At 61.2% G+C, this 22,862-nt stretch carries 19 protein-coding genes; 10 read left to right on the plus strand and 9 right to left on the minus strand.

Features of this window, described 5'->3' with window-relative positions; translation table 11 throughout:
- The 5 genes from FHT85_RS29275 to FHT85_RS29295 are packed head-to-tail and all read left to right on the plus strand — an operon-like array spanning window position 1 to window position 5,127.
- Complete coding sequence (locus FHT85_RS29275; protein WP_183774905.1) at window positions 1–1,356, plus strand: LLM class flavin-dependent oxidoreductase; 1,356 nt, start codon at window positions 1–3, stop codon at window positions 1,354–1,356.
- 11 nt (window positions 1,357–1,367) lie between these two features.
- Window positions 1,368–1,706 carry a DUF3088 domain-containing protein gene (locus FHT85_RS29280; RefSeq protein WP_183774907.1) on the plus strand — a complete coding sequence of 113 codons (339 nt, stop codon included), beginning with the start codon at window positions 1,368–1,370 and terminating at the stop codon, window positions 1,704–1,706.
- A 14-nt stretch (window positions 1,707–1,720) separates the two neighbouring features.
- Window positions 1,721–2,941, plus strand: coding sequence for an acyl-CoA dehydrogenase family protein (locus tag FHT85_RS29285; protein ID WP_183774909.1), 1,221 nt, complete (start codon window positions 1,721–1,723; stop codon window positions 2,939–2,941).
- Window positions 2,938–4,266 carry an LLM class flavin-dependent oxidoreductase gene (locus tag FHT85_RS29290; RefSeq protein ID WP_183774911.1) on the plus strand — a complete coding sequence of 443 codons (1,329 nt, stop codon included), beginning with the start codon at window positions 2,938–2,940 and terminating at the stop codon, window positions 4,264–4,266. The genes FHT85_RS29285 and FHT85_RS29290 overlap by 4 nt, the downstream gene beginning before the upstream one ends.
- A gap of 12 nt (window positions 4,267–4,278) precedes the next feature.
- Entirely contained in the window at window positions 4,279–5,127 is an 849-nt protein-coding gene (locus FHT85_RS29295) for an NADPH-dependent oxidoreductase (protein WP_183774912.1), read from the plus strand.
- 8 nt (window positions 5,128–5,135) lie between these two features.
- On the opposite strand, the gene FHT85_RS29300 is transcribed toward FHT85_RS29295, so the two are convergent.
- Window positions 5,136–6,146, minus strand: coding sequence for a LysR substrate-binding domain-containing protein (locus FHT85_RS29300; protein WP_183774914.1), 1,011 nt, complete (start codon window positions 6,144–6,146; stop codon window positions 5,136–5,138).
- Window positions 6,147–6,461: 315 nt separating this feature from the next.
- Between FHT85_RS29300 and FHT85_RS29305 the strand changes: the two genes are divergently transcribed.
- The gene (locus FHT85_RS29305; protein ID WP_183774916.1) at window positions 6,462–8,078 is read left to right on the plus strand and encodes an ABC transporter substrate-binding protein; all 1,617 of its coding nucleotides are present in this window, start codon (window positions 6,462–6,464) and stop codon (window positions 8,076–8,078) included.
- 62 nt (window positions 8,079–8,140) lie between these two features.
- Here the strand turns inward: FHT85_RS29305 and FHT85_RS29310 are convergent, their stop codons facing one another.
- The 7 genes from FHT85_RS29310 to FHT85_RS29340 all read right to left on the minus strand — a co-directional run bounded on the left by FHT85_RS29310 (window position 8,141) and on the right by FHT85_RS29340 (window position 15,832).
- Window positions 8,141–9,562, minus strand: coding sequence for an FAD/NAD(P)-binding protein (locus FHT85_RS29310; RefSeq protein ID WP_183774919.1), 1,422 nt, complete (start codon window positions 9,560–9,562; stop codon window positions 8,141–8,143).
- Window positions 9,563–9,565: 3 nt separating this feature from the next.
- Window positions 9,566–10,801: an acyl-CoA dehydrogenase family protein gene (locus FHT85_RS29315; protein WP_183774922.1), complete on the minus strand. Its 1,236-nt coding sequence runs from the start codon at window positions 10,799–10,801 to the stop codon at window positions 9,566–9,568.
- 62 nt (window positions 10,802–10,863) lie between these two features.
- On the minus strand, window positions 10,864–11,922 hold the full coding sequence (locus FHT85_RS29320; protein ID WP_183774925.1) for an aldo/keto reductase: 1,059 nt from the start codon (window positions 11,920–11,922) through the stop codon (window positions 10,864–10,866).
- A 14-nt stretch (window positions 11,923–11,936) separates the two neighbouring features.
- On the minus strand, window positions 11,937–12,872 hold the full coding sequence (locus tag FHT85_RS29325) for an ABC transporter ATP-binding protein (protein WP_183774928.1): 936 nt from the start codon (window positions 12,870–12,872) through the stop codon (window positions 11,937–11,939).
- Complete coding sequence (locus tag FHT85_RS29330; RefSeq protein WP_183774931.1) at window positions 12,850–13,845, minus strand: ABC transporter ATP-binding protein; 996 nt, start codon at window positions 13,843–13,845, stop codon at window positions 12,850–12,852. Before FHT85_RS29330 ends, FHT85_RS29325 begins: the two co-directional genes overlap by 23 nt.
- Entirely contained in the window at window positions 13,842–14,846 is a 1,005-nt protein-coding gene (locus FHT85_RS29335; RefSeq protein WP_183774933.1) for an ABC transporter permease, read from the minus strand. The genes FHT85_RS29330 and FHT85_RS29335 overlap by 4 nt, the downstream gene beginning before the upstream one ends.
- The gene (locus tag FHT85_RS29340) at window positions 14,843–15,832 is read right to left on the minus strand and encodes an ABC transporter permease (RefSeq protein ID WP_183774936.1); all 990 of its coding nucleotides are present in this window, start codon (window positions 15,830–15,832) and stop codon (window positions 14,843–14,845) included. Before FHT85_RS29340 ends, FHT85_RS29335 begins: the two co-directional genes overlap by 4 nt.
- A 288-nt stretch (window positions 15,833–16,120) precedes the next feature.
- Between FHT85_RS29340 and FHT85_RS29345 the strand changes: the two genes are divergently transcribed.
- From FHT85_RS29345 to FHT85_RS29360, 4 genes are read left to right on the plus strand one after another with little or no spacing between them, the layout of a single operon-like run.
- Window positions 16,121–17,725, plus strand: a complete 1,605-nt coding sequence (locus FHT85_RS29345; RefSeq protein ID WP_183774938.1) for an ABC transporter substrate-binding protein — start codon at window positions 16,121–16,123, stop codon at window positions 17,723–17,725.
- 22 nt (window positions 17,726–17,747) lie between these two features.
- Window positions 17,748–18,926: an LLM class flavin-dependent oxidoreductase gene (locus FHT85_RS29350; protein ID WP_183774941.1), complete on the plus strand. Its 1,179-nt coding sequence runs from the start codon at window positions 17,748–17,750 to the stop codon at window positions 18,924–18,926.
- Window positions 18,927–18,937: 11 nt separating this feature from the next.
- Window positions 18,938–19,975, plus strand: a complete 1,038-nt coding sequence (locus tag FHT85_RS29355) for an ABC transporter substrate-binding protein (protein WP_183774944.1) — start codon at window positions 18,938–18,940, stop codon at window positions 19,973–19,975.
- A gap of 16 nt (window positions 19,976–19,991) precedes the next feature.
- Window positions 19,992–21,140, plus strand: a complete 1,149-nt coding sequence (locus tag FHT85_RS29360; RefSeq protein WP_183774947.1) for an acyl-CoA dehydrogenase family protein — start codon at window positions 19,992–19,994, stop codon at window positions 21,138–21,140.
- Window positions 21,141–21,175: 35 nt separating this feature from the next.
- Here FHT85_RS29360 and FHT85_RS29365 read toward each other — a convergent pair whose 3' ends face one another.
- The gene (locus FHT85_RS29365; protein WP_183774949.1) at window positions 21,176–22,774 is read right to left on the minus strand and encodes an ABC transporter substrate-binding protein; all 1,599 of its coding nucleotides are present in this window, start codon (window positions 22,772–22,774) and stop codon (window positions 21,176–21,178) included.
- Window positions 22,775–22,862: the final 88 nt, after the last annotated feature.

Raw genomic sequence — 22,862 nt, forward strand, 5'->3', positions numbered from 1 at the left:
ATGGCTAGACGCAAGGATCAGATCAAGCTCGGCGCCTTCCTGCTCTTCACCGGCCACCATGTCGCCGCCTGGCGGCATCCCGAGGCGTCCGTGGGCACCGAGTTCGAGAATTATCTGGAGCTCGCCAAACTCGCCGAGGCCGCCAAGTTCGATACCATCTTCTTTGCCGACGGCGTTGCTGCTCGTCTGAAGGACCTGGATGCAGCGAGCCGGAAGGCGCATAGCGGCATCTATCCATTCGAACCGATCACGCTACTCTCGGCCCTTGCCAGCGTCACCCGCAATATCGGCCTGATCGCCACCGCCTCGACAAGTTTTTCCGATCCCTTCAACCTAGCGCGCCAGTTCGGTTCGCTCGACCGCCTGAGCGGCGGCCGCGCCGGCTGGAACCTCGTGACCTCTTCCGATCCCGAAGCGGCCTTCAACTTCGGCCATGACGCACAGATCCTGCATGCCGACCGCTACGACCGTGCGGAAGAATTCGCCGATGTCGTGCTCGGCCTTTGGGACAGCTGGGAGGACGATGCCTTCATCCGCGATCGCGAGAGCGGTCGCTATTTCGATCCAGACAAGCTGCACCGGCTCGACCACAAAGGCCGCCATTTCAAGGTGCGCGGGCCGCTGAACATTCCGCGCTCGCCGCAGGGGCGGCCGGTTGTCGTGCAGGCCGGAGCCTCGGAGCCTGGCAAGGAACTGGCTGCACGCACCGCCGAAGCGATCTTCGCCGCACAGATTACGCTTGACGAGGCAAAAGCCTTCTATGCCGACGTCAAGGGCCGGCTCGGCAAATATGGCCGCTCGCCCGACGACTTGAAGATTCTGCCGGGAATCTTTCCTGTCGTCGGGCGAAGCGAAGCGGAAGCCGAAGACAAATTCCAGGCCCTGCAGAACCTTATCCAGCCGGAAGTCGGTCTTAACCTCCTCTCGCAATTGACCGGCGTCGACTTAAGTTCCTATCCGCTTGACGGTCCCGTGCCGCCGGAGCCGCCGGTCACCAACGCCGGCAAGAGCCGCCAGGAACTGGTGCTCGATCTCGCGCGCCGCGAAAACCTGTCCATCCGGCAGCTCTATCTGCGCATCGCCGGCGCACGCGGTCATTGGCAGGTGGTGGGGACGCCCGCGCAGATCGCCGACGTCATGGAAGAGCGCTTCGAGAATTTTGGCGCCGATGGCTTCAACATCATGGCGCCGATCATGCCCGGCGGACTTGCCGATTTCATCACGCTCGTCGTGCCGGAGCTGCGTCGCCGCGGCCTGTTCCGCAGCGAATATGAAGGCACGACGCTGCGGGAAAATCTCGGGCTCAAGCGTCCGGCCAATCGTTTTTCCGCAGGCAATGCGGTCGCAGCAGAATAGGAGAAGACCAAATGGCTCGTGACAAATTGTTCCTCATTTCACCCGGCTTTGCCGATCCGAAACATCCAGGCGTCAGCTTCGTCTGCCCCTTTTGCAACGCGATCGAGGGACTGCTCGCCTCATTCCCGGATCTTGCCGCGGCGATCGATGTCGAAAGGGTTGCCTTCCTGCGGCCGCGGGAGAAGGTGATCAAGGTTGCCGGCGAGGAAAACCAGTCGCTGCCGCTTCTGATCCTTGCGGACAACCCGCCAGCCGACGCCGGCGAGTGGAACGGCACGCGCTTCATCAATTCGACCGATCGCATTCTCGAGCTGCTTGCCGAACGGCACGGCTTTCCACGCCTGCATTAGGGATGGGGCCTGCCATGACCATAAAGCCAGATGGCTTCGAGCCGCCCCACCCTCCGCCCTCCCTCTTCGAGGCCGACACATCAAACCCCCATCTCGCCAAGGCCGTCGAGCTGCGGGACATATTCGCCCGCGATGCCATCGAGAGAGATCAATCCGGCGGCAGGCCCGAGGCGCAGATCAAGCTCCTCAAGGAGAGCGGCCTCGTCAATCTGGTGATCCCGAAGGAATTCGGCGGCGCCGGCGAACCCTACTCCACTGCCATGCGGATCGTGCGCGAATTCGCCAAAGTCGACGGTTCGCTCGGCCATCTCTATGGCTATCATTTCAGCCCGCTGCAAAACGCCGTTACCACGCTCCACGATGAGCGATCCCAGGACATCCTGCGCCGCTCTGCGGCTGGTCGCTGGTTCTGGGGCAATACGACGAACAGCTTTTCCAAGAGCCTCTTCGGCCGGCAGGAGGCGGGGAAGGTCGTCCTCAACGGCTTCAGGCCATTCGCCTCAGGTTCACATGTCGCCGACTATCTGATGGTCGCCTGGGAAGATGAGGACACCAACAAGCGGAGCTTTGCCTATATGCCGGCCGATCGCAACGGCATCACCATCACCGACGATTGGGACGGGATCGGCCAGCGACAGACGGGAAGCGGCCGCGTTCTCTACAAGGATGTCGAGATCGACCGGAGCGAGATCCTGCCTGACAGGCCACAGGTTCCGATCGCCCTGTTGGCACCCCTGCAGCAGCAGAGCGTCCTTCTCAACGTCTTCGTCGGTTCCGCGCAAGGGGCATTGGCGGCGGCGCGCGATTATACGGTCACGAAATCGCGCCCGTGGATCTATTCCGGCGTCGAGCGTCATTCCGACGATCCGTGGATCAAGAGACAGTATGGCGAGCTGTGGATCAAGGTACAGGCGGCAACGGCGCTTGCCGATCGGGCGCTCTCGGCCGTCGATGCCGTCTATGCGAAAGGGCACGATTTGACGGCAGAGGAGCGCGGTGAGGCCGCAATCGCGGTCGCCTCCGCCAATGTGCTTGCCGGCCGGGTTGCCCTTGAGGTGACAAGCGAGATCTTCGAAGTCATGGGCGCACGGTCCGCCGTCAGGCCGCTCGGGTTCGACCGCTTCTGGCGCAATGTGCGCATTCACACGCTGCACAATCCCGCTGAATACAAGACCCGCAATGTCGGAACATGGTTCCTGGGCGGCGAGTTTCCGGAACCGGGGATATTCCAATGAGCAGGAAACGCGAGCTTCACCTCAATATCAACATACTGCATTCCGGCTTTTCGCCGGCCGCCTGGCGCATGCAGGGAAGCGACCCACGCGCATCCTTCGATATCAATCACTATATCAATGTCGCCCGGATCGCCGAGCGCGGCACTTTCGACGCGATCTTTCTCGCCGATCAGGCCGCTATCTCCGATCGCGTCGATTTCCGGCCGCTGACATCTCTCGAGCCGACCATCGTGCTGGCCTCGGTCGCGGCCCATACCGAGCATATCGGCCTGATCGCGACGGCTTCCACCACCTATAACGAGCCCTATAATATCGCTCGCCGCTTCGCGACCCTCGATCACGCCAGCGGCGGCCGCGTCGGCTGGAACATCGTCACCAGCGCCGATCTCTCGCAAAGCCGGAATTTCGGCCTGGAAAAGCCGGTCGCGCATCACAGCCGCTATGAGCGCGCGGAGGAATTTACATCGGTCGTCAAGGCCCTGTGGGACAGCTGGGAGGAAGACGCCTTTATCGGCGATGTCGAAAGCGGTCGGTTCGTCGACACAACGAAGGTCCATCCGATCGCCCATCGCGGCAAGCATTTCTCCGTTCATGGCCCGCACAACGTCCCACGCCCGCCGCAGGGGCATCCTGTCATCGTACAGGCGGGCGGCTCGGATGATGGGCGGGAGCTGGCAGCCCGGCACGCCGAAGCGGTGTTCTCGGCCTCGCAATCTCTAGAGGAGTCGTTCGATTACGCCCGCGACCTCCGAACGAGAGCCGCTCGCTACGGTCGCGCTCCGGACAGCCTTTTGGTGCTCGCCGGCCTCGCGACGATCATCGGCAGCACCGAGGCAGAAGCCAGGCGGCGGCAAGAGGAGCTGCGCGAACTCATTCCGCTGGAATACAGTCTTGCGCGCCTATCCGGCGTCCTGCAGGTCGATCAGAGCAGGCTGAAGCTCGATGAGCCGCTGCCCGACGATATTCCCTTGCCGGCCGACGGAGGGCATACCTTTTTCCGGGCAACGTTTGCTCTTGCCCAGCGCGAGAAATTGACCGTGCGAGGCCTCATCCGCGCCTTGAACGGCGGCACCGGACACCGCACCATCGTCGGCACGCCCGAGGCAGTTGCCGATGATATCGAAAGATGGTTCGTGGCTGCGGCTGCCGATGGCTTCAACCTGATGCCCGATGTGCTGCCGCATGGCCTGGAGGTCTTCGTCGATGAGGTAGTGCCCATCCTGCGCCGCCGCGGTCTATTCAGGAAGGAATATACCGGCCATACCCTGCGTGATCACTTGGGTCTTTCCCGGCCCGCCAACCCCTATGCCATTGCCGCCGAGTAAAGGAGAAACGATATGACGCCAGTTGCGACCGCCAAGTTTCCAGATGATGACCGGCTTGCCGCTCTTGTCAGGGAGCGCTACCGCAACAGCCAGCATATCGGCGCGGATTGGAGCGAAACGATCGAGACGCTGCTGTCCCATCGAAGCGTACGCGACTATCTGCCGAAAGCGGTTCCGGACGATATACTCCACCTTGCAATCGCCGCGGCGCAATCGGCGCCAAGCTCATCCAATCTGCAGGCCTGGAGCGTCATTGCCGTCAGGGACGAGGTGCGCAAAGCCAAGCTGAACGCGGTTGCCGGGACACAGAGGCAGATCACGCAGGCGCCGTTGCTGCTGATCTGGCTTGCGGATCTTTCGAGGCCACGCCGCATCGCGGCGGATCAAGGGTCTGCCGCCGATGGCCTCGACTATGTCGAAAGCTTCCTGCTCGGCGTCATCGACGCTGCCCTCGCCGCGCAGAACGCCGTCGTCTCCCTGGAATCGCAGGGGCTTGGCACCTGCTATATCGGCGCGATCCGCAACGATCCCGAAACCGTGGCGCGCGAGCTGGAATTGCCGGAGGGCGTGTTTCCCGTGTTCGGGTTGACGGTAGGCTATCCCGATCCGGCCGCACCGGCCGCCGTCAAGCCGCGGCTGCCGCAGACGACCGTGCTGCATCATGAGCACTACGATCGCAGCCGCAGGTCTGACGATCTGCGCCACTACAATACGATCTTGCAGGATTTTCAGGCCGAACAGCGCATGCCGCGCATAGACTGGACTGCCCAAGTGAAAAACCGCATCGGCACCGTCGAAGCCTTGAAGGGGCGCCATCTGCTCGGCGTGGCGGCCCGCCGCCTCGGCTTCAGGCTGAAATAATCGGCCGGCTATTCGGCGGCGGCAATGTCGAGCCTGCGCAATATGTTGCGCGACAGGATGTCGCCGATTGTCCGCAGGGCCTTGACCTCCGCCTGAAGCCAGTTGCGGAACAATTCGACGCGCATGAGACGCTCCTTGGCGGGCGTCGTGACGAAGAAATAGGAAAAGTTCACGGCTTGCGAGCCGCCGAACGGCGCGACAAGACGCCCGGCCTTCAGCTCGGCCTCGGCCAGACGAACTTTACCGAGACCAAGTCCCTGCCCCGCCAGTGCGGCATCGATGACGAGCGATGATTGATTGAGACGGAAACCGCCCTGCGGCAAACGCAGGGATAATCCTTCAGCCCGCAGCCAGCCATTCCAATCCGGGCAGGAATGATCATGCTCGGCGCCGTCCTCGTGCAGCAGAGGCACGCCTTCGATCGCCTGTGGGCCGTTCCATAGCCAATGCCGCTCGGCAAATTCGGGGCTGCAGATCGGCACGACGGCCTCGGAGAAAAGGTGATCGACGACAAGCCCGGGATAAACGCCGCTGCCATACCGGATGGCGCAATCTGTGTCGCCTGTGTTCAGATCGGTCAAATGCGTCGAGGCATCGACCAGAATCTCCAGGCCGGGGGCCGCTTGCCTCAGACCGTCCAATCTCGGGATCAGCCATTTGCTGGCAAAGGATGGCGCGACCGATACGCGGATCGGAAGATCGTGATCGCTGGCGATGAATTGCGTCATCGTCGCCAGAACCACATCGAATGCGTTTGTCAGTCCGGGTACGAGTGCCAGGCCGGCGGCCGTCAACTGGAGTTGACCACGGACCCTGTGAAACAGCGATTGCCCCAGATAGTCCTCAAGAAGCCGGATCTGCTGGCCGACGGCGGCCGAGGTGACGTGCAATTCCTCCGCAGCACCAAGGAAACTCAGATGCCGCGCAGTCGCAACGAAGGCGCGCAGCGAGGTCAATGGCGGCAGTCGCGCCAAGGTCGGCTGGATGGATTTTCTCCGTGTGTCGGCAATCGTGCTCATAATCCGATTGCAGCACAATCGGCCATCTCAAGACGAGAACGAGCTTTGCGTTTACCGGCAAGCGGATGGACATTTTCTTCCATGCCTGGACGGCATGGGGGAAGCAAAAACTAAAAATGCAAAATAGTCTATATTTTTGATAGACAAAGATGTGGCCGGGCCGCTTCGGGGCATCCGGCGAAGCTTTTCTTTCTCGGGCGATCAGAAAAACATTCTTCCGTTTTGCAGGCCGGGCACCCGAAGATGCGCCGATCGCGGACATCTCCGCCAACGGTTCACCAAAGGACCGATCCGTTCAGCCGGCAAGGAAAGCGAATGACCATCAACCGCCGCCGTTTCAATCAACTGCTTCTGCTCTCGACCGCAGCAACCTTTCTGCCAACCGCGGCGACCCGCGCGGCCGAAACACCGCCGCGCGGCGGCACGCTTAATTTCATCGTCGAGCCCGAACCGCCGACCATCCTGGCACTCGCCCATACCGCCGGCGGTACGCAGAAGATCAGCCCGAAGATCACCGAGGGCCTGCTCACCTACGATTTCGGTCTTCTGCCGAAGCCGCAGCTCGCGACCGAATGGTCGGTGGCCTCAGACGGTCTCACCTATACGTTCAAGCTCAGATCCAACGTCAAATGGCACGACGGCAAGCCCTTCACCTCGGCCGACGTCGCCTATTCGATCGAACTCCTGAAGCAGGTTCATCCGCGCGGACGAGGCACGTTTGCCAATGTCATCGCGGTCGACACGCCAGACCCCCTAACGGCAATATTCCGTCTCTCCAAGCCAGCACCTTACCTCCTGAAGGCGCTCTATGCGGCCGAATCTCCGATCGTGCCGAGACACATCTACGAAGGCGTCAAGATCGCCGATGTTCCGACCAATCCGAACGGTAGTGCCCCTATCGGCACCGGTCCCTTCGTGTTCCGGGACTGGGTGCGCGGCTCGCATATCATCCTGGAGCGCAATCCCGATTATTGGGATGCCGGCAAACCCTATCTCGACCAGGTCGTGGTTCGTTTCGTGCCTGATGGCGCCGCTCGAGCAGCCGGCTTCGAAACCGGTGAATTCGATCTTGGCAGCGATAATCCCATTCCGCTCGCCGATCTCGAGCGCATCAAGGCGCTGCCGAATATCGGTATCGATTCCCGCGGTTACGAGACGAAAGGCGACCAGACGCAGCTCATCCTCAATCTCGACAATGAATATTTGAAGGACGTCCGCGTGCGTCGCGCGATCGCGCATGCGATCGACCTCAACGTCATCCTCAATACGGTCTGGTATGGCTATGGCCACGTCTCGCCAACGCCCGTCAGCACCTTCCTGCCGCAATATCTCAATACCGCGATCAAGCCCTATGCCTTCGATCTCAAGGCGGCCGAGCAATTGCTTGATGAAGCCGGCTATAAGCGAAATGGCGGGGGCACTCGGTTTGCGCTTCGCCTGACGCACAATTCCTACAATGAAGGCTTCAAGCGCGTTGCCGAATATCTAAAGCAGAACCTCGCGCGCATCGGTATCGACGCGAGGATCGATTCCTACGACTTCTCGACTTACATCCAGAAGGTCTATACCGAGCGCGCCTTCGACCTGACGGCGGAATATCTCGGCAACCAGTTCGATCCGACGCTCGGCGTGCAACGCATCTACTGGTCGAAGAACTTCAAGCTCGGATTGCCTTTCTCCAACGCCAGCCACTATCAGAACCCGGAGGTCGACCGGCTGCTCGAGACGGCTTCAATCGAAGTCGACGAGGCAAAGCGCAAGCAGGAATTCAATGACTTCCAGAAGATCATCGCCGACGAGCTTCCGGTCATCAATCTAATCTCGCTCGAAAACGTCACCGTCTTCAACAAGCGCGTCAAAAATCACACGATCGGCGCGGAAGGCGTGCAGTCGAATTTCGCCGATGTCTATATCAAGGAAGGCGAAGGCTGACACTAAGAAGCAGCCCGTTCTGCTTGAGGGCGCGATGCGGCGCCCCCCTCTTTTATGTCGGCTTACGAGGCGGCAAGGGCAAGCGGCGTCAGCTTGCCGAGAATACGATCGGCGAGCGCAATCGCCTGCACCCGCTGTTCCGAGATCGAGCTTGACTCCCAGGCAACACCGCGCAGCGGATGACCGATGGCGCTGATGTTGCGGTGAACACGCCCCTCTTCCGAAATGACATCCCCTTGCTCCGTGGCATCGATGCCGAAGCCGGTGCTGTGCGGGCGAACCTCTCCGCTTTCGATGAGGCTTCTGACGAAGGGATCGGAAATGCGTCGCCAGTCATGCAACTGGTGGCCACGGCAGTCGATGACGCCCCCGAAAGAATGGGACTCGGTACCCGAGCGTGTTTTCAACGTCGCCGCGATCAAGCGGCCGGCGGGCTTCGTAGCCTGCAATCGCGCGGGCCGGTGCCGGAGCCGGCCTTCGGCAATCGCCTTGGAGACGGCACGATAGCTGTCAGGCGCGGCACGATGCGCCGTCACGTCCCAGAATGCCCGCAGGTGACGGGCAAACCGCAATCTCTCGGTATCGTCAGCCTTTTGCCACAACGGCAAAATGTAAGGACGGATGGCGAGCGGCAGCGCCTGCCAATCCTTGGCCTCGGCCGCCAATGCGCGACGCTCTGCCTTGACGATCGAGAGCAAGGACCGCGCGGTGGTCGGCAGCGGTCTTTCCGCGAGGAAATCACGCTCCAGCGCGGCATTGCGCCGATCTTCTATGAACTGGCCACGCCTGGATATGACCTGATAGTGGCCCTGGAAGCCTCGCGCTTCCATGCTCGCGACCGCGTCGACCATCGACAGGCTGGAGCCGATGAGCAAGATCTCGTCTGTTTCCACCAGGCGATCGAGGGCTGCGGCATCCCACGGAGATGCCGCAAAACCGGGATGACGGGCGATGGATGCTTCCTGTCGCGCAAGATCGGGCCGGAAGACGCCGAGGGCCAGAACCACCTCGTCCGCTTCGATAGCCGCGCCTTCACTTGTCGTGATCTCCACTCTGTGCGGAGCGGACGCCAGGCTGCTCGCCGCGGCCCTGACATGCCGGAATGTCGATCCGGAGCGTGCTGTCGATATCGCCCGGCGCAGCTCATCGCGGACATAGGTTCCATAAAGGTGGCGCGGCGGAAAACTGCCTGCGATATCGGCAGGCGGCGTCCAGCCGTAACGTAACGCGTTCTCCGCCAGCCAATGAGTGAGATGGTCGGGCTCTTCCGGATGAAGCGAAAAGGTACCGGCGGGGCCATTGACGAGATGCACGGCCTCGGTCGTGCTATAGGCGACCCCACGCCCAAGCTCCTCGCGGGGCTCCAATATCGTAATCGAAAGCGGCACCTCCGTCTTGTCGAGCAGCTTGATCGCCGTTAACGCGCCGGCAAAGCCGCCGCCGACGATAACGACGGAATGATGGGAATGCGGGTCTATGTGCATGGCTCAGAAGACCTTGCCTTCCTCCAGATGCGTTGTGGTGCCGTTGATGTAGTAATCGCCCACCACCCGCGCCTTGTGCAGCAAAGGGTTATGGTTCAGCACCGTGCGAATGTTTCGCCAATGGCGATCGAGATTGAGATGGCGCGACGTCGCTGAGCCACCGCCGAGCTCGAAGACATTGGTTGCCGCAGCCAGTGCGAGCTGCGATGCGACGATCTGGGTACGCGCCGTCGTCAGCGCGCTTTCGACCAAAGCCGTCTCCAGCATCTGCGGATCGTCGCCTGCAAAGGCCGCGGCCGTCCGATCGAGCGCGCGGGCGCTCTCGCGGATCAGCGTATCGACGGCAAAGGAGTTTGCCGCGATCTCGCCTAATATCTTCTGAACGAAAGGATCGGCATTGGCCGTCTCGGCGGCGCTGTGGGCTGCCGAGCGCGCCTGTCTGCGTACATAGTCCGTGCCTTCGTTCAGCGCGCCGCGCACGGCACCCGCCATCGAGGCGGCGAGATGAAGCTGGCGCAGCGTAGACACGTGCCTGCCGACCAGCGTGTTCAGCCCACGCCTCGAAATCTCGTGCGGCAACACTTCCACGTCGTCGAGCAGCACGCCGCCGCTTGCCGTCAGACGCTGACCCATGCCGTCCCAATCGTCGAGGATGCTGATCCCCTTACGGTCGACGGGCAAAAGCACGCTGACGAGTTGGTCGTCATCATCCTTGGCGCTGAATGAGGCGAAATCGGCAAATGCGGTGCCTGTCGCGTACCATTTTCGCCCGTTGAGCCTATAGCTATCGCCCGTTTTCGTTAGCCGCGTCGTGACTTCGCCGGGACGTTTTGTTCCCTGCTCCGTGTGTGCGCCGCCGAAAAGCTTACCGCCCAGCACGCGGGCAAGCTGCGTGCGATCGACGGCGCTCGTCGGATTGAGAAGCAATGTCTCGGTAAAATTAAAATGGCTTCGAAGCGCGTGCGCGACATTGGAATCGGCTGCCCCGATCGTCATTACCATCTCGATATAGTCGAGCACCGATCCGCCCGGCCCGCCGAGCGCCTTCGGTATGCGCAAAGCACCAAGGCCGGCCTCCTTGAAGAGCTTGAAAGCCTCATGCGGCAACTCGCGTTCGAGGTCGCGGCGCGCGGCCTCTTTGGCAATCTCCTCGACAAGGTCGGGTACTCTTGCGAGCAATGTCGCGCGATTGGTTTCAACGAGAGCCGAGGATACGACTGATGAGGCTGCTGTGGGCATGAAAGGCTCTCTTCGCGCCGGAAGGAAAAGGCCCTGCCTGAACAGGGCCTCGAGATTGGTCGTTACGCGACGGCGCGGGCAAGCGGCACGACGTTTTCGGCATCGCCGGCAACACTCACCGGAACCCGGCCTTCGACCGGATGGCTCGGATCGTTAAAGCCCGGTGTCGATGGGTGGCCTGTAGTAACCAGGCGATCGACCAGGGCTTCATCCTCGGCGGTCAGCTTGACATCGAGGGCACTCAAATAGCTATCCCAGTGCTCTTCCGTACGCGGCCCGGTGATCGCCGACGTGATCAGCCTGTTGTTCAGCACCCAGGCGATGGCGAATGCGGTCGGCGTGATCTTCTTCGCGGCGGCGTGCGTGGCAATTTCCTTGGCGATGGCGATGGATTCCGGCCGCCATTCGGTTTCGAGGATGCGCTTGTCGCCGCGACCGGCACGCGTGTCGGCGGCAGGCTCCTTGCCCGGCTCATATTTTCCGGTCAGAACACCGCGCGCCAATGGCGAATAGGACACGACACCAAGACCATAATGATAGGCGGCCGGAAGCTGCTCTGCTTCGGCGGTGCGGTTGACGATGTTGTAGAGCGGCTGGCTCGCGACCGGCCGATCGATGCCGAGCTGGTCGGCAAGATGCGAAATCTCAGCGATGCGCCAGCCGCGGAAATTCGAGACACCGAAATAGCGCAATTTGCCGGCGCGAATGAGATCGGCAATCGCACGCACCGGCTCTTCCAGCGGCGCATCGAAAACGGCGCGGTGGAAATAGAGGATGTCGATGTAATCGGTGTTGAGGCGGCGCAAGGAGTTCTCGACCGTTTCGATCACCCACTTGCGCGAATGACCGCCAAGATTGGGGCCTTTCGTGTGCGAGTTGACGAACTTCGTCGCAAGCACCCAATGATCGCGGCTTGTCTTGATGCCGCGACCGACCACCTCTTCCGACTTGCCGTCATGATAGACATCGGCCGTGTCGATGAAGTTGATCCCCTGATCGTGAGCCTTGTCGATGATACGGAAGGCGACGTCGTCGGGCGTCGGGCCGCCGAACATCATGGTCCCAAGGGTGAGAGGCGATACCTTCAGCGCGCTGCGCCCGAGATAACGATAATCGATCATGTCATTTCTCCATTTCATTGTGCGTGATGGCAGGCGACGGTATGGCCGCTGCCCATTTGCCGATAGGCCGGATCGTCGCTCCGGCAGATGTCTGTTGCGAGCGGGCAGCGCGTATGAAAGCGACAGCCGGACGGCGGGTTGTGCGGGCTCGGCAGATCGCCGGTGATCGGTGCCGCCTGCTTGCGCCGCGACGGATCAGGCACGGCGGCAAGCAGCGCCTGCGTGTAGGGATGCTTGGCATCGCTCCAGAGCCTTGCTGTCGGGGCGCTTTCGACGATGCGGCCGAGATACATGACCAGCACGCGATCGGCGAAATAGCGCACGACCGAAAGATCGTGGGAGATGAAGAGATAAGAAAGCGACAGTTCCGTCTTCATCTCGACGAGAAGGTTGAGGATCTGTGCCTGGATCGACAGATCGAGCGCGGACACGGGCTCATCGCAGATGACAAGCTCAGGCTGCAGGATCAAAGCCCGGGCAATGCCGATGCGCTGGCGCTGGCCGCCGGAAAACTCATGCGGATAGCGATCGAGCGAATCCGAGGGCAGGCCGACATGGGCAATCATCGAGGCGGCAATAGCATCGCGGCTCTTGCGATCCCCGATGCCGTGGACGGCGAGCGGCGCCGTCAGGATCGAACGGATCGTCTGGCGCGGATTGAGCGAGGCAAACGGATCCTGGAAGATCATCTGGATATGCTGGCGGATCGCCTGCAATTCCTTGCCCGACATCGCAGCGACATCGTGCCCCTTGAAGGTGACCCGGCCGGAGGTGGGATCGACGAGGCGCATCAGGGATTTGCCAAGCGTCGACTTGCCGCAGCCGGATTCACCGACCAGCGCTACGGTCTCGCCCTCGAGGATCTCGAGCGAGACATCGTCGACCGCCCGCACCGTTCCAGCCGCAGCTGGATAATGCGTGGAAAGCCTATCGACCGACAGAAGCGACATGGGCTCTCTCCGCAAGGACTGGAACATAGGGACATGCCACTTCGCGGCTGGCTGAAACTGCGACAAGCGCCGGCACGGACTGCCCGCAGGCCGCTCGCGCCACCGGACAGCGCGGTCGGAAGGAACAGCCCTGTTCGCCGGTTGCCGAAACGATCGAGCCGCGAATTTCCGTCAATGGCCCATCGCGATAGTGATAGTCGGCCTTCAATCGCGGCGAAGCTGCGAGCAGCCCCTGCGTATAGGGATGATAGGGCGTCTCGAATAAGGCATCAGGCAGGCCCTGTTCGATCTTTCGTCCCGCATACATCACGACGACCCGGTCGGCCCATTGCGCGACGATACCGAGGTCGTGCGTGATGAGGATGACCGCCATGTTGAGCTGGCTGCGCAGGCGATCGAGCAATTGCAGCACCTGTGCCTGGATCGTCACGTCGAGCGCCGTGGTCGCCTCGTCGGCAATCAGAAGCCGGGGATTGCAGGCAACCGCAATGGCGATCATGACGCGCTGGCGCATGCCACCCGAAAGCTGGTGCGGATAGTCGTCGATACGTTTGGCCGCCTCTGGAATGCTGACGAGATCCAGCAGATCGATCGCGCGCTGGCGCGCCTGCTTACCGCTCAGTTTTTCATGAATGCGCAGGACTTCGACGATCTGGTTGCCGATTGTCAGCACGGGATTGAGAGATGTCATCGGCTCCTGAAAAATCATGGCGATGTCGTGCCCGCGAATGCTCCGCATCTCGCGTTCGCGCAATTTCAGGAGGTCGCGGCCGTCGAACAGGATTTCGCCCGCCGTCTTCGCGTGCCGGGGCAGGAGACCCATGAGGCCGAGCGCAGTCAGCGACTTGCCCGAGCCCGACTCGCCGACAACAGCCAGCATCTCGCCGGCCGCCGCGGTGAAACTGACGCCTTTGACGGGCTGAGCGCTACCGAAGCCGACCGAGAAATCGCGGACGTCGAGAAGTCCCGTCATCGACGCTCCTCCGAAAAACGCGGGTTAAGGGCATCGTTCAGGCCATCGCCAATGAGATTGAGCGACAGAACCGTGAAGACGATGGCAAGACCCGGCAAGGCGGTGAGATACCAGGCGGTGCGGATGACATCGCGCCCCGCGCCGATCATCGAACCCCAGGAGACGCGATTGGGATCGCCAAGCCCCATGAAGGACAGCGCCGATTCCATCAGGATCGCGCTCGCCACCATGACGGACGATGTGACGATCAGGGGCGGCAAAGCATTCGGAAGGATTTCCCGAAAAATGATGCGGGCATGGCCGAAGCCGAGGCTGCGGGCGGCGAGAACATAGTCTTTCTCCTTTATGCCGCGAAACTCGGCGCGTGTCAGACGCGCGACCGTCGGCCAACTGACCAGTGCGATCGCGACCGTCACCGTCATCGTGGTCGGTTGTGCGATTGCCACCAGCACGATAAGCAGGACGAAACTCGGCATAGTCTGGAAGATCTCGATGAGCTTGACGAGGAGGTCATCGACTATGCCGCCGAAATAGCCGGCAAGCGCGCCGATCGTCACGCCGACGCCCAGGCCTAGCAGGGTCGCGGCGATGCCGACGGTCAACGAGATCTGGGCACCATGAAGAATGCCCGCCAGCACATCGCGCCCCATGGAATCCGTTCCCAACGGATAGGCCGGATTTTGGCCCGGCCAAAGGAAGGGTCGCGCCACCATTTCCAGGGGATCACCAGGATAGAGGATCGGCGCAAGCAGGGCCGCAAACACGATGGCGGCCAGAACAGCAATGCCGAAAAGCGCGTTGGGGTTGGAAAGAAAGATCCTGAGCTCACGCCGACGCCCCTGCCAGCGCGGGGCCGAAACAGCCGTCGTGCGGGCATCGGGTGCATGGATGTGGGTCCAACGGCGTTCGGGAACGGGTGTGATCCTTGCCGCCGTTTCGGGCTCCTCGGCACTGAAATCGCGCGCCGTGTCCGCATAAATCTTGAGTTCTTGCGCTTTCATCGGTTTGCTCCGATCCGCGGGTCGAGCCATGCTTGCAGAAGGTCCACAGCAGCGTTGGCAATGATGACGAGAAGTGACGAGAGCAACAGGATGCCAAGCAGAACGCTGAAGTCACGAGCCATGACGGCCTCGAAAGCCAACCGTCCGAGGCCGGGCCAGCTATAGACCGTCTCGACGACGACGGCGCCGCCAAGCATGCCGCCGAAGTGCATTCCAGCCATTGTCGTGATCGGGATCAGCGCGTTGCGCAACACATGCCGTGTCGTCAGCTTGAACGGAGAAACGCCCTTTGCCCGCGCCGTGCGCACGAAATCCTGCGACTTGACCTCAAGCATGGCGGCGCGCGTCAATCTTGCATAGATCGCGAGGTAGAAGAGTGCGAGCGATATGGCCGGCAGCACCATGTACCGCGCCCTATCGAGCAGCGCCGGCAAGCCGGTGAGCCGCGAACCAATGGTGCTGTCGCCGCCGCTCGGCAGCCAGCCGAGCTTGACGGAAAACAGCAGGATCAGCATCAGCCCGATCCAGAAACCCGGGATCGAATAGAAGAGGAGCGAGACGATCGAGATCAACCGATCCGGCAGCCGCCCGGCAAATGTTGCCATCAGCGATCCGAGGATCAGGCCGATCGCAATCGCGGCGGCGAGCGCAGCTACCATCAGTGTCAGGGTACCCGGCAATCGCTGGCCGATCAGGTCGGCGACAGGCATGCCGTAGCGCGGCGAAAAGCCGAGACTGAAATGCGCAAGATTGTTCAAATAGTTCGCGAGCTGCACGAAGATCGGATTGTCGAGGCCGAAGCGCTCGCGCAGCGCCGCCATCGTCTCGACCGTTGCCGAGCCGGCTTCGGCTGCCATGACATCGGCCGCATCTCCTGGCGCCAGCTTGAGCAGGAAGAAATTCAGGACGACGATGCCAAGCATCGTCGGCACCGCCTGCACGGCCGTCCGGCGTAGCGTTCGTCCTATCCGCATGTAAGCCGACATCGAAACTCCTCGGCAGCGCCACCGAATTTTCAAGCGCTGCATCGCAATAGTAGTTGACTAAATCTGTAGGTTTTGTCAAATCGATATCGGTAGATATTTCTGAAATTTCTCAAATCGACGATGTAAATTAGAATACATTTGCAGCAATCGGAAATTTGCGCATCAATCTTCCTAAGAAGTGAACTTAAGGCAACAAAGCAACCTACGAGAACCGCTTCCTTCGAGAACATAAAACCAGCAACCGTTCAGGCTCGGTAGCGCCCCCTTAGACAGACGAGGCAACTTCAGATGACCAGACTTTCCACAATTACACGTCGGAGTTTCCTGCTCTCATCGGCAGCGCTCGGTGCGATCGCCGTAACCGGAACAGCCGTCCATGCGGCTCCGTCGCGTGGCGGCACCGCGACCCTTCTGCTTTCGGCCGAGCCGCCGGTTCTGACGACGATCGCCCATACGGCTTTCAACTCGGTCTACGTCTCGCCGAAGGTTACAGAGGGGCTGCTGACCTATGATTTCGATCTCAATCCGCAGCCGTTGCTCGCCAAACAATGGTCCATCAGCGATGACGGGCTGCGCTACACCTTCAGGCTGCGCGAGGGCGTCAAATGGCACGACGGCAAGCCTTTTACCGCCGATGACGTCGTCTTCTCGATCAAGACGCTCAAGGATGTCCACCCGCGCGGGCGCAATACCTTTCTGAACCTCGTCGAGATCGAAACACCCGATCCTCTGACCGCGATCCTGGTTCTCTCCAAGCCGGCCCCCTATCTGATTACTGCGCTCGCCGCATCGGAATCGCCAATCGTTCCCCGCCATCTCTACGAAGGCACGAAGGTCGCCGAAAATCCGGTCAATCTGGCGCCGGTCGGCACCGGGCCGTTCAAGTTCAAGGAATGGGTGCGCGGCAGCCACATCGTCTATGAGCGCAATCCCAATTATTGGGACCAGCCTCGTCCCTACCTCGACCAGCTAATCGTCCGCTTCATTCCCGACGCGGCCGCGCGCTCCATCGCGATTGAGACCGGCGAGATCGATCTGGCGCCATCTACGCCCGTTCCGCTCAGCGATCTCGATCGCCTCAAGGGCGTGGCGAGCCTCGCCTTCGAAACAAGGGGTTATCAATATTCGAATGGCGTCAGCCGTATCGAATTCAACCTGGAAAGGCCAGTGTTCAAGGATGTCCGCGTTCGGCGGGCCTTCGCGCATGTCATCGACCGAAAGGTGATCCGCAACACCATCAACTACGGCTATGGCGAACCGATTCCCGGCCCGATCAATCCCAATCTGGCGAAATGGTTTGTCGCCGATCTCAAGACCTATCCGATCGATCTTGCCGCGGCGGAGAAGCTGCTAGACGAGGCCGGCCATCCGCGCGGTTCGGACGGTGTGCGCCTGCGCCTCAATCTTGACTATGTGCCGAGCGGCGAACCCTACAGCCGCGGCTCGGAATATATCCGCCAGGCGCTCGCCAAGATCGGCGTCGAGGTGACGGTGCGTGCCCAAGATTTCGCCACCTACACCAAGCGCATCTACACCGATCGCGATTTCGATTTCGCTTATGAGGGAATGAGCAATCTCTTCGATCCCACGGTCGGCGTGCAGCGGCTTTACTGGAGCAAGAACTTCAAGCCGGGCGTGCCCTTCTCCAATGGCTCCGCCTACAGCAATCCCAAGGTCGACGCCCTTCTCGAGGCCGCCGCCATCGAAGTCGATCCCCAGAAGCGGGTCGAGCAATGGCGCGAGATCCAGAAGATTCTCGTCGAGGATCTGCCGGCCCTCGACATCGTCAGCCAGCCGGAACTGACTATCTACAACAAGCGCATCGCCGATCACACGCTCGGCGGCGAAGGCATAGCCGGCAGCCTTGCCTACGCCTACATCGCAACCGCCTGAAGACCGAAAGCAAGGGAACGCCATGTCCATCCAGCACCGTCCCGGCTCCATCGTGGGCCTGCCGAAATTCGCCGCGCCCACCGATTTTCCAGACAGCCCCTTGTCCCAGGCTTTGAAACAGCCAGTTCTGCTTGGCCTTTTCCTGCCGATCCAGGCCGGGGGCTGGACGCAATCGACGCTGGAACGCTCCACCGACTGGCGCTTCGACTACAACAAGGCGCTGACGCTGCGGGCGGAGGAACTGGGTTTCGATCTGGTGTTCGCTCTGTCGCAATGGCTTCCCAAGGGTGGCTATGGCGGCGTCTTCGACGGTCACGCACTCGATAGCTTCGTTTCGACCGCAGCACTTGCAGGCCTCACCAAGAAGATCATGCTCATCTCGACGATGCATGTTCTCTACGGCCCTTGGCATCCGCTGCACCTTGCCAAGTTCGGCGCCACGCTCGATCACATCACCGGCGGCCGCTGGGGCATCAATGTCGTCACCGGCCACAGGGCCGTCGAGCACGAAATGTTCGGCTGGCAGCGTATCGAACATGACAGGCGCTACGAGCTTGCGGCCGAATTTCTCGAGGTCGTGCAGCGGTTGTGGAGCGACGACGAAAACTACTCCTTCGAAGGTGAAAGCAGCTGGAAGCTCGGCGGCGCCTACGTGACACCGAAACCGAATTTCGGCCGGCCGATCCTCGTCAACGCCACCGGTTCGGATGCCGGCATCGCCTTTGCCGGCCGCTACTCGGATATCGTCTTCATCACCAGCCCGACCGGTGCTGACATCGACAGCGCCCTCGCCTCCCTTCCGGCTCATAGCAAGAAGGTGAAGGATGCCGCCGCCGATGTCGGACGCAGCGTGCGCACCCTGCTCAATCCGATGGTCATTTGCCGTCCGACCGAGAAGGAGGCATGGGAATTCGCCGACCGGATCGTCGCCCATGCCGACCAGCGTTCCCGCAAGGGCTTCCAGTCGCTGGATTCCGATGCCCATGCCTGGAAGGGCCGCGACGCACAGGATCCCTATCGCTTCATCGGCGGCAATATTCGCGTCATTGGTTCGCCGGAACAGGTGGTCGACCAGTTCGTCAAGCTGAAGGCGGCCGGCATCGACGGCTTGCAGCTCAGCTTCTTCGATTTCCGAGATGACCTTGAATTCTTCGGCAGCGAGGTCCTGCCGCTGATGAAACAGGCCGGCCTGCGCCACTGAAAGGAACGATCATGACCAACAATGCCATTTCCGAAATCTGGTACACCCGCTGCCCCGTTCCGACCCCTGTGGGGCTTGCAGCGCAACTCGGGTATCTCGAAGACGGCTTTCGCAGCGAAGGCGTCACCCTGAAATCCATCATCGACTCCCCGGACAGGAACATCCGGCAGAGCCATTTCAACCACACGCTCGACTGGTCCTTCCGCCATGGCGGCAATGTGCCGCCCATTCGCGCCCGCTCCGAGGGCCGCCGCACGCGCCTTGTCGGCATTACATGGACGGACGAATTTCAGGCAATCATCACGCTGCCGGGAACGGGCATCAGGGCGACCAGGGATCTGAAGGGCCGGCGTTTCGGCATTGCCCGACGCCCCGAAGGGATCGTCGACTTCATGCGCGCCACGGCGCTCAAGGGCCTTATCTCGGCTTTGTCACTTGAAGGCCTGTCCAAAGATGATGTCGAGATCGTCGAGATTGCGCTCGCCGATTCCGTACTCGCGAGCCAGGAAGGCCCATCCCTCTTCGGCCTCAAGCGCCGGCAGGCCTATGGCGAGGAGATTGCCGCTCTCCTGCGCGGCGAGGTGGACGCGATCTATGTCAAGGGAACCGCCGGGATCAACGTCGCCAATCTCATCGGTGCGGTCCAGGTTGCCGAATTCGGCTTTCATCCGGACCCAAAGATCCGCATCAATTCAGGCTCGCCGCGGGTGCTGACGGTCGACGAACTGCTGGCGGAAGAACGGCCCGATCTCGTGCGCAAGCTGATCGAAGCGATCTTCAAGGCAAGCGCCTGGGCGGAAGCTCATCCGGAAGAAACCCGCCGCTTCGTGGCGCGTGAATCCGGAGCGACCGAAGAACAGGTCCTTGCCGCCAATGGTCCGGATATCCATCGCCATCTCGGCCTGGGATTGGAACCGGACCTCGTCGGCGCCGTCGAACACTACAAGAACTTCCTGCGCGACTTCGGCTTCCTGGCTGGCGATTTCGATATTGGCGAATGGGTGGACCGCCGCCATCTCGACGGCTTTGCCGAACGTGCCGTCGCCTAAACCGCGTTGTAACGAGATGACAGAGACCACTGATGATCTGATCGGCAAGGCAAAAAACCTTGCCGATGATTTTTCCAGGACAGCCGCGCATCACGATGCAACGGGTGCCTTCCCTTTCGAAAATTTCGACCGGCTTTTCGATGCCGGCCTGCTCGGCCTCGTCAGCGACCGCGATCATGGCGGTCACGGCGGGGGCCTGACATCGGCACAGGCCGTTATCAGTGAGATCGCCCGGGGCGAGCCGTCGACCGCGCTGGTGCTTGCCATGCACTACACCTCGCATTTTACTATCCGCCGCCTCGGCAATTGGCCCCGGCATCTGGCGGAGCGCGTACTGTCGGCAAATAGGCAGGGCGTGGCGCTGATCAATAACGCACAGGCAGAACCGCGCATCGGCTCACCCGCCCATGGCGCCCTGCCCGAAACGATCGCGCGCCGCGACGGCGATCGCTGGCGCATCACGGGCCATAAAAGCTATGTGACCGGCATTCCCATTCTGAGATGGGTATCGCTCCTGGCCGTCACCGATGAGCAGGAACCGCGCCTTGCCTCGTTTCTGGTGCCGACCGATGCCTCGGGCTTTCGGATCGAGAAGAGCTGGAATGCGGCCGGCATGCATGCGACGGCGAGCGACGACATCATTCTCGATGACGTATCGATCCCGATTGACGATATGATCGAGTCACAGCCCACCACCGAACCGATCCGCCGCAACGAACATGCCGCTGCCTTCTTCTTCGGCCTGCTGGGTGCGGTCTATCACGGCGTCGCCAGCGCTGCCCGCGACCGCGTTCTCGCCTTCGCCAGCAGCCACACGCCCGCGAGCCTTGGTACTCCGATCGCGACGGTGCCGCGCGTCCAGGATGGCTTGGGCGAGATAGAGGTCCGACTTGCAACGAACGCCCGGCTACTGCGCTCGCTCGGAGAGGATGTCGATGCCGGAAGACCGGTCGGCATGGACGGCATGCATGTTCGTCATGTCGTCATCGACAATGCCGTCGCCGTCACCAGCCTTGCGCTGGAGCTCGCCGGCAATCCTGGCCTCAATCGCGATTTCCAGCTGGAGCGCCATCATCGCGATGCGATCACCGCCCGCTCGCACGCGCCACAGAGCCATATGATCCGCACGATCGCGGCAAGGAACGCCTTGAGCCGGCTTGGATAAGCCGGCTCCGTTCACAAACAACCTGCTTGCCCAGCTCAGGCATTCGGGCTCAGCCATATCTGGCCGAAACTATTGTTGATGCCCTGCGCACCGGGTGCGAAATTCTTGACCCGCTTGTTGGCAACGATCTGCGCGCCCGCCGCCACCAGATCGACGGAGACGACATCATCATGGATGATGTGCTGGAACTTGTACCAGAGCTGCCGGCGCTTGCCCTCGTCCGGCTCGGTGGCGGCCGCTTCAAGAACCGCATCGACCTCCGGATTGGAATAATGGCTGGCATTGGAGAACACCAGGCCGATCTTGAAGTTCTTCGACCAATAGGCGCGCTGCACGCCAAGCGTCGGGTCGAACGTGTTGGACAGGGATTCGATGACCAGATCCCAGGCGCGATCCGTGTAGACCGTCTTCAGGAAGGTGGCGAGATCGAGCTTGAGGATCTCGGCATCGATGCCGACCGCGGCAAGCGATTGCTTGATGAAGTCCGCATAAGACGGCTGCAGGAATGAATTATAGGCAAGCCGGAGCTTGAAGCGCGTGCCACTGGCACCGCGCGGATAGCCGGCGTCGTCGAGCAGCTTGTTGGCAAGCTTGGGATCGGGTTCGCGCGCCTTGATGCTCGGATCATACCATTTCGGCAGCGCCGTGCTGATCGGGCTTGGCGAAACCTGACCATAGCCGAAGAGGGCGATATCGACGAGCTTCTGCAGGTCTATCGCATGGGCGATCGCAAGCCGCACATCCTTCTTCTGGAGAATTTCGTTCTCATAATTGAAGAACAGCTGCTGCTGCGGCCCCGAATAGGCATAGGTCGTGGTATCGACGACCAGGTTGGCATTGGCCTTCAACCGCTCGATATCCGAAAGCGGCACCGGGTTTGCGCCAATGTCGATCTCTCCCGTCTCCAGAGCCGCGGCCCTTGCCGCCGGATCGAGGATGACGCGCAGAACGACCCGGTCGAGATAGGGTTTCGGGGCGTCCCAATAATTCGGATTTCGGTCAAAGATCAGATGGCTGCCGGGCACCCATTCCTTGAGGATGAAAGGACCGGTGCCGATCGTCTGGGCAAGGGTCGGCTGCTCGGTTGGCTTGAAGGTCTCGTAGACATGCTTCGGCACGATCGGCGATTCCGAACTGCCGAGCGCGGAGATCAGATAAGGAGCCGGCTTGGACAGAACGATGACGGCCGTCAGCGGATCGGGCGTCTCGACAGCGGTGACGTTCTGATAGGTGATACGCCCGCGCGGATGCGCTTCCTTCAGCCGGAAAATGGTGAATTTGACGTCCTCGGAAGTGAAATCCTTGCCATCGTGCCATTTGACGCCCTTGCGGAGCACGAACGTATAGCGAAGGCCATCAGCACTTACCGACCACGATGTCGCCAGAAGCGGAGTGGGGTTGAGATCGTAATCGAAATCGAGCAATCCCTCGTTCACCTTCGGTCCAATCGCCTGCCCCGTGCCGGACGAGGTGTTGATCGCGATCAGTGCTGTGGGATCGGGGTAGTAGGCCCAGTTCAAGGTTCCGCCACTAACCGGTATCTCTGCAGCATGAGCGAATTGCGGAATGCCGAACGCAAGGCCGGCGCCCCCAAGCAACAACAACTGATGGAATTGGCGACGATTGATCGACATAGGTTGCGCTCCGATGGATTGGGTTCTTCGGGCTCGCGTCCCGTTTCAAGCAGCATTCTTTTGAAAATCCGAAATCCAAAGACAGTTT

Origin of the sequence: Rhizobium sp. BK312 (assembly GCF_014193605.1) — a bacterium.
Lineage (GTDB): Bacteria > Pseudomonadota > Alphaproteobacteria > Rhizobiales > Rhizobiaceae > Rhizobium.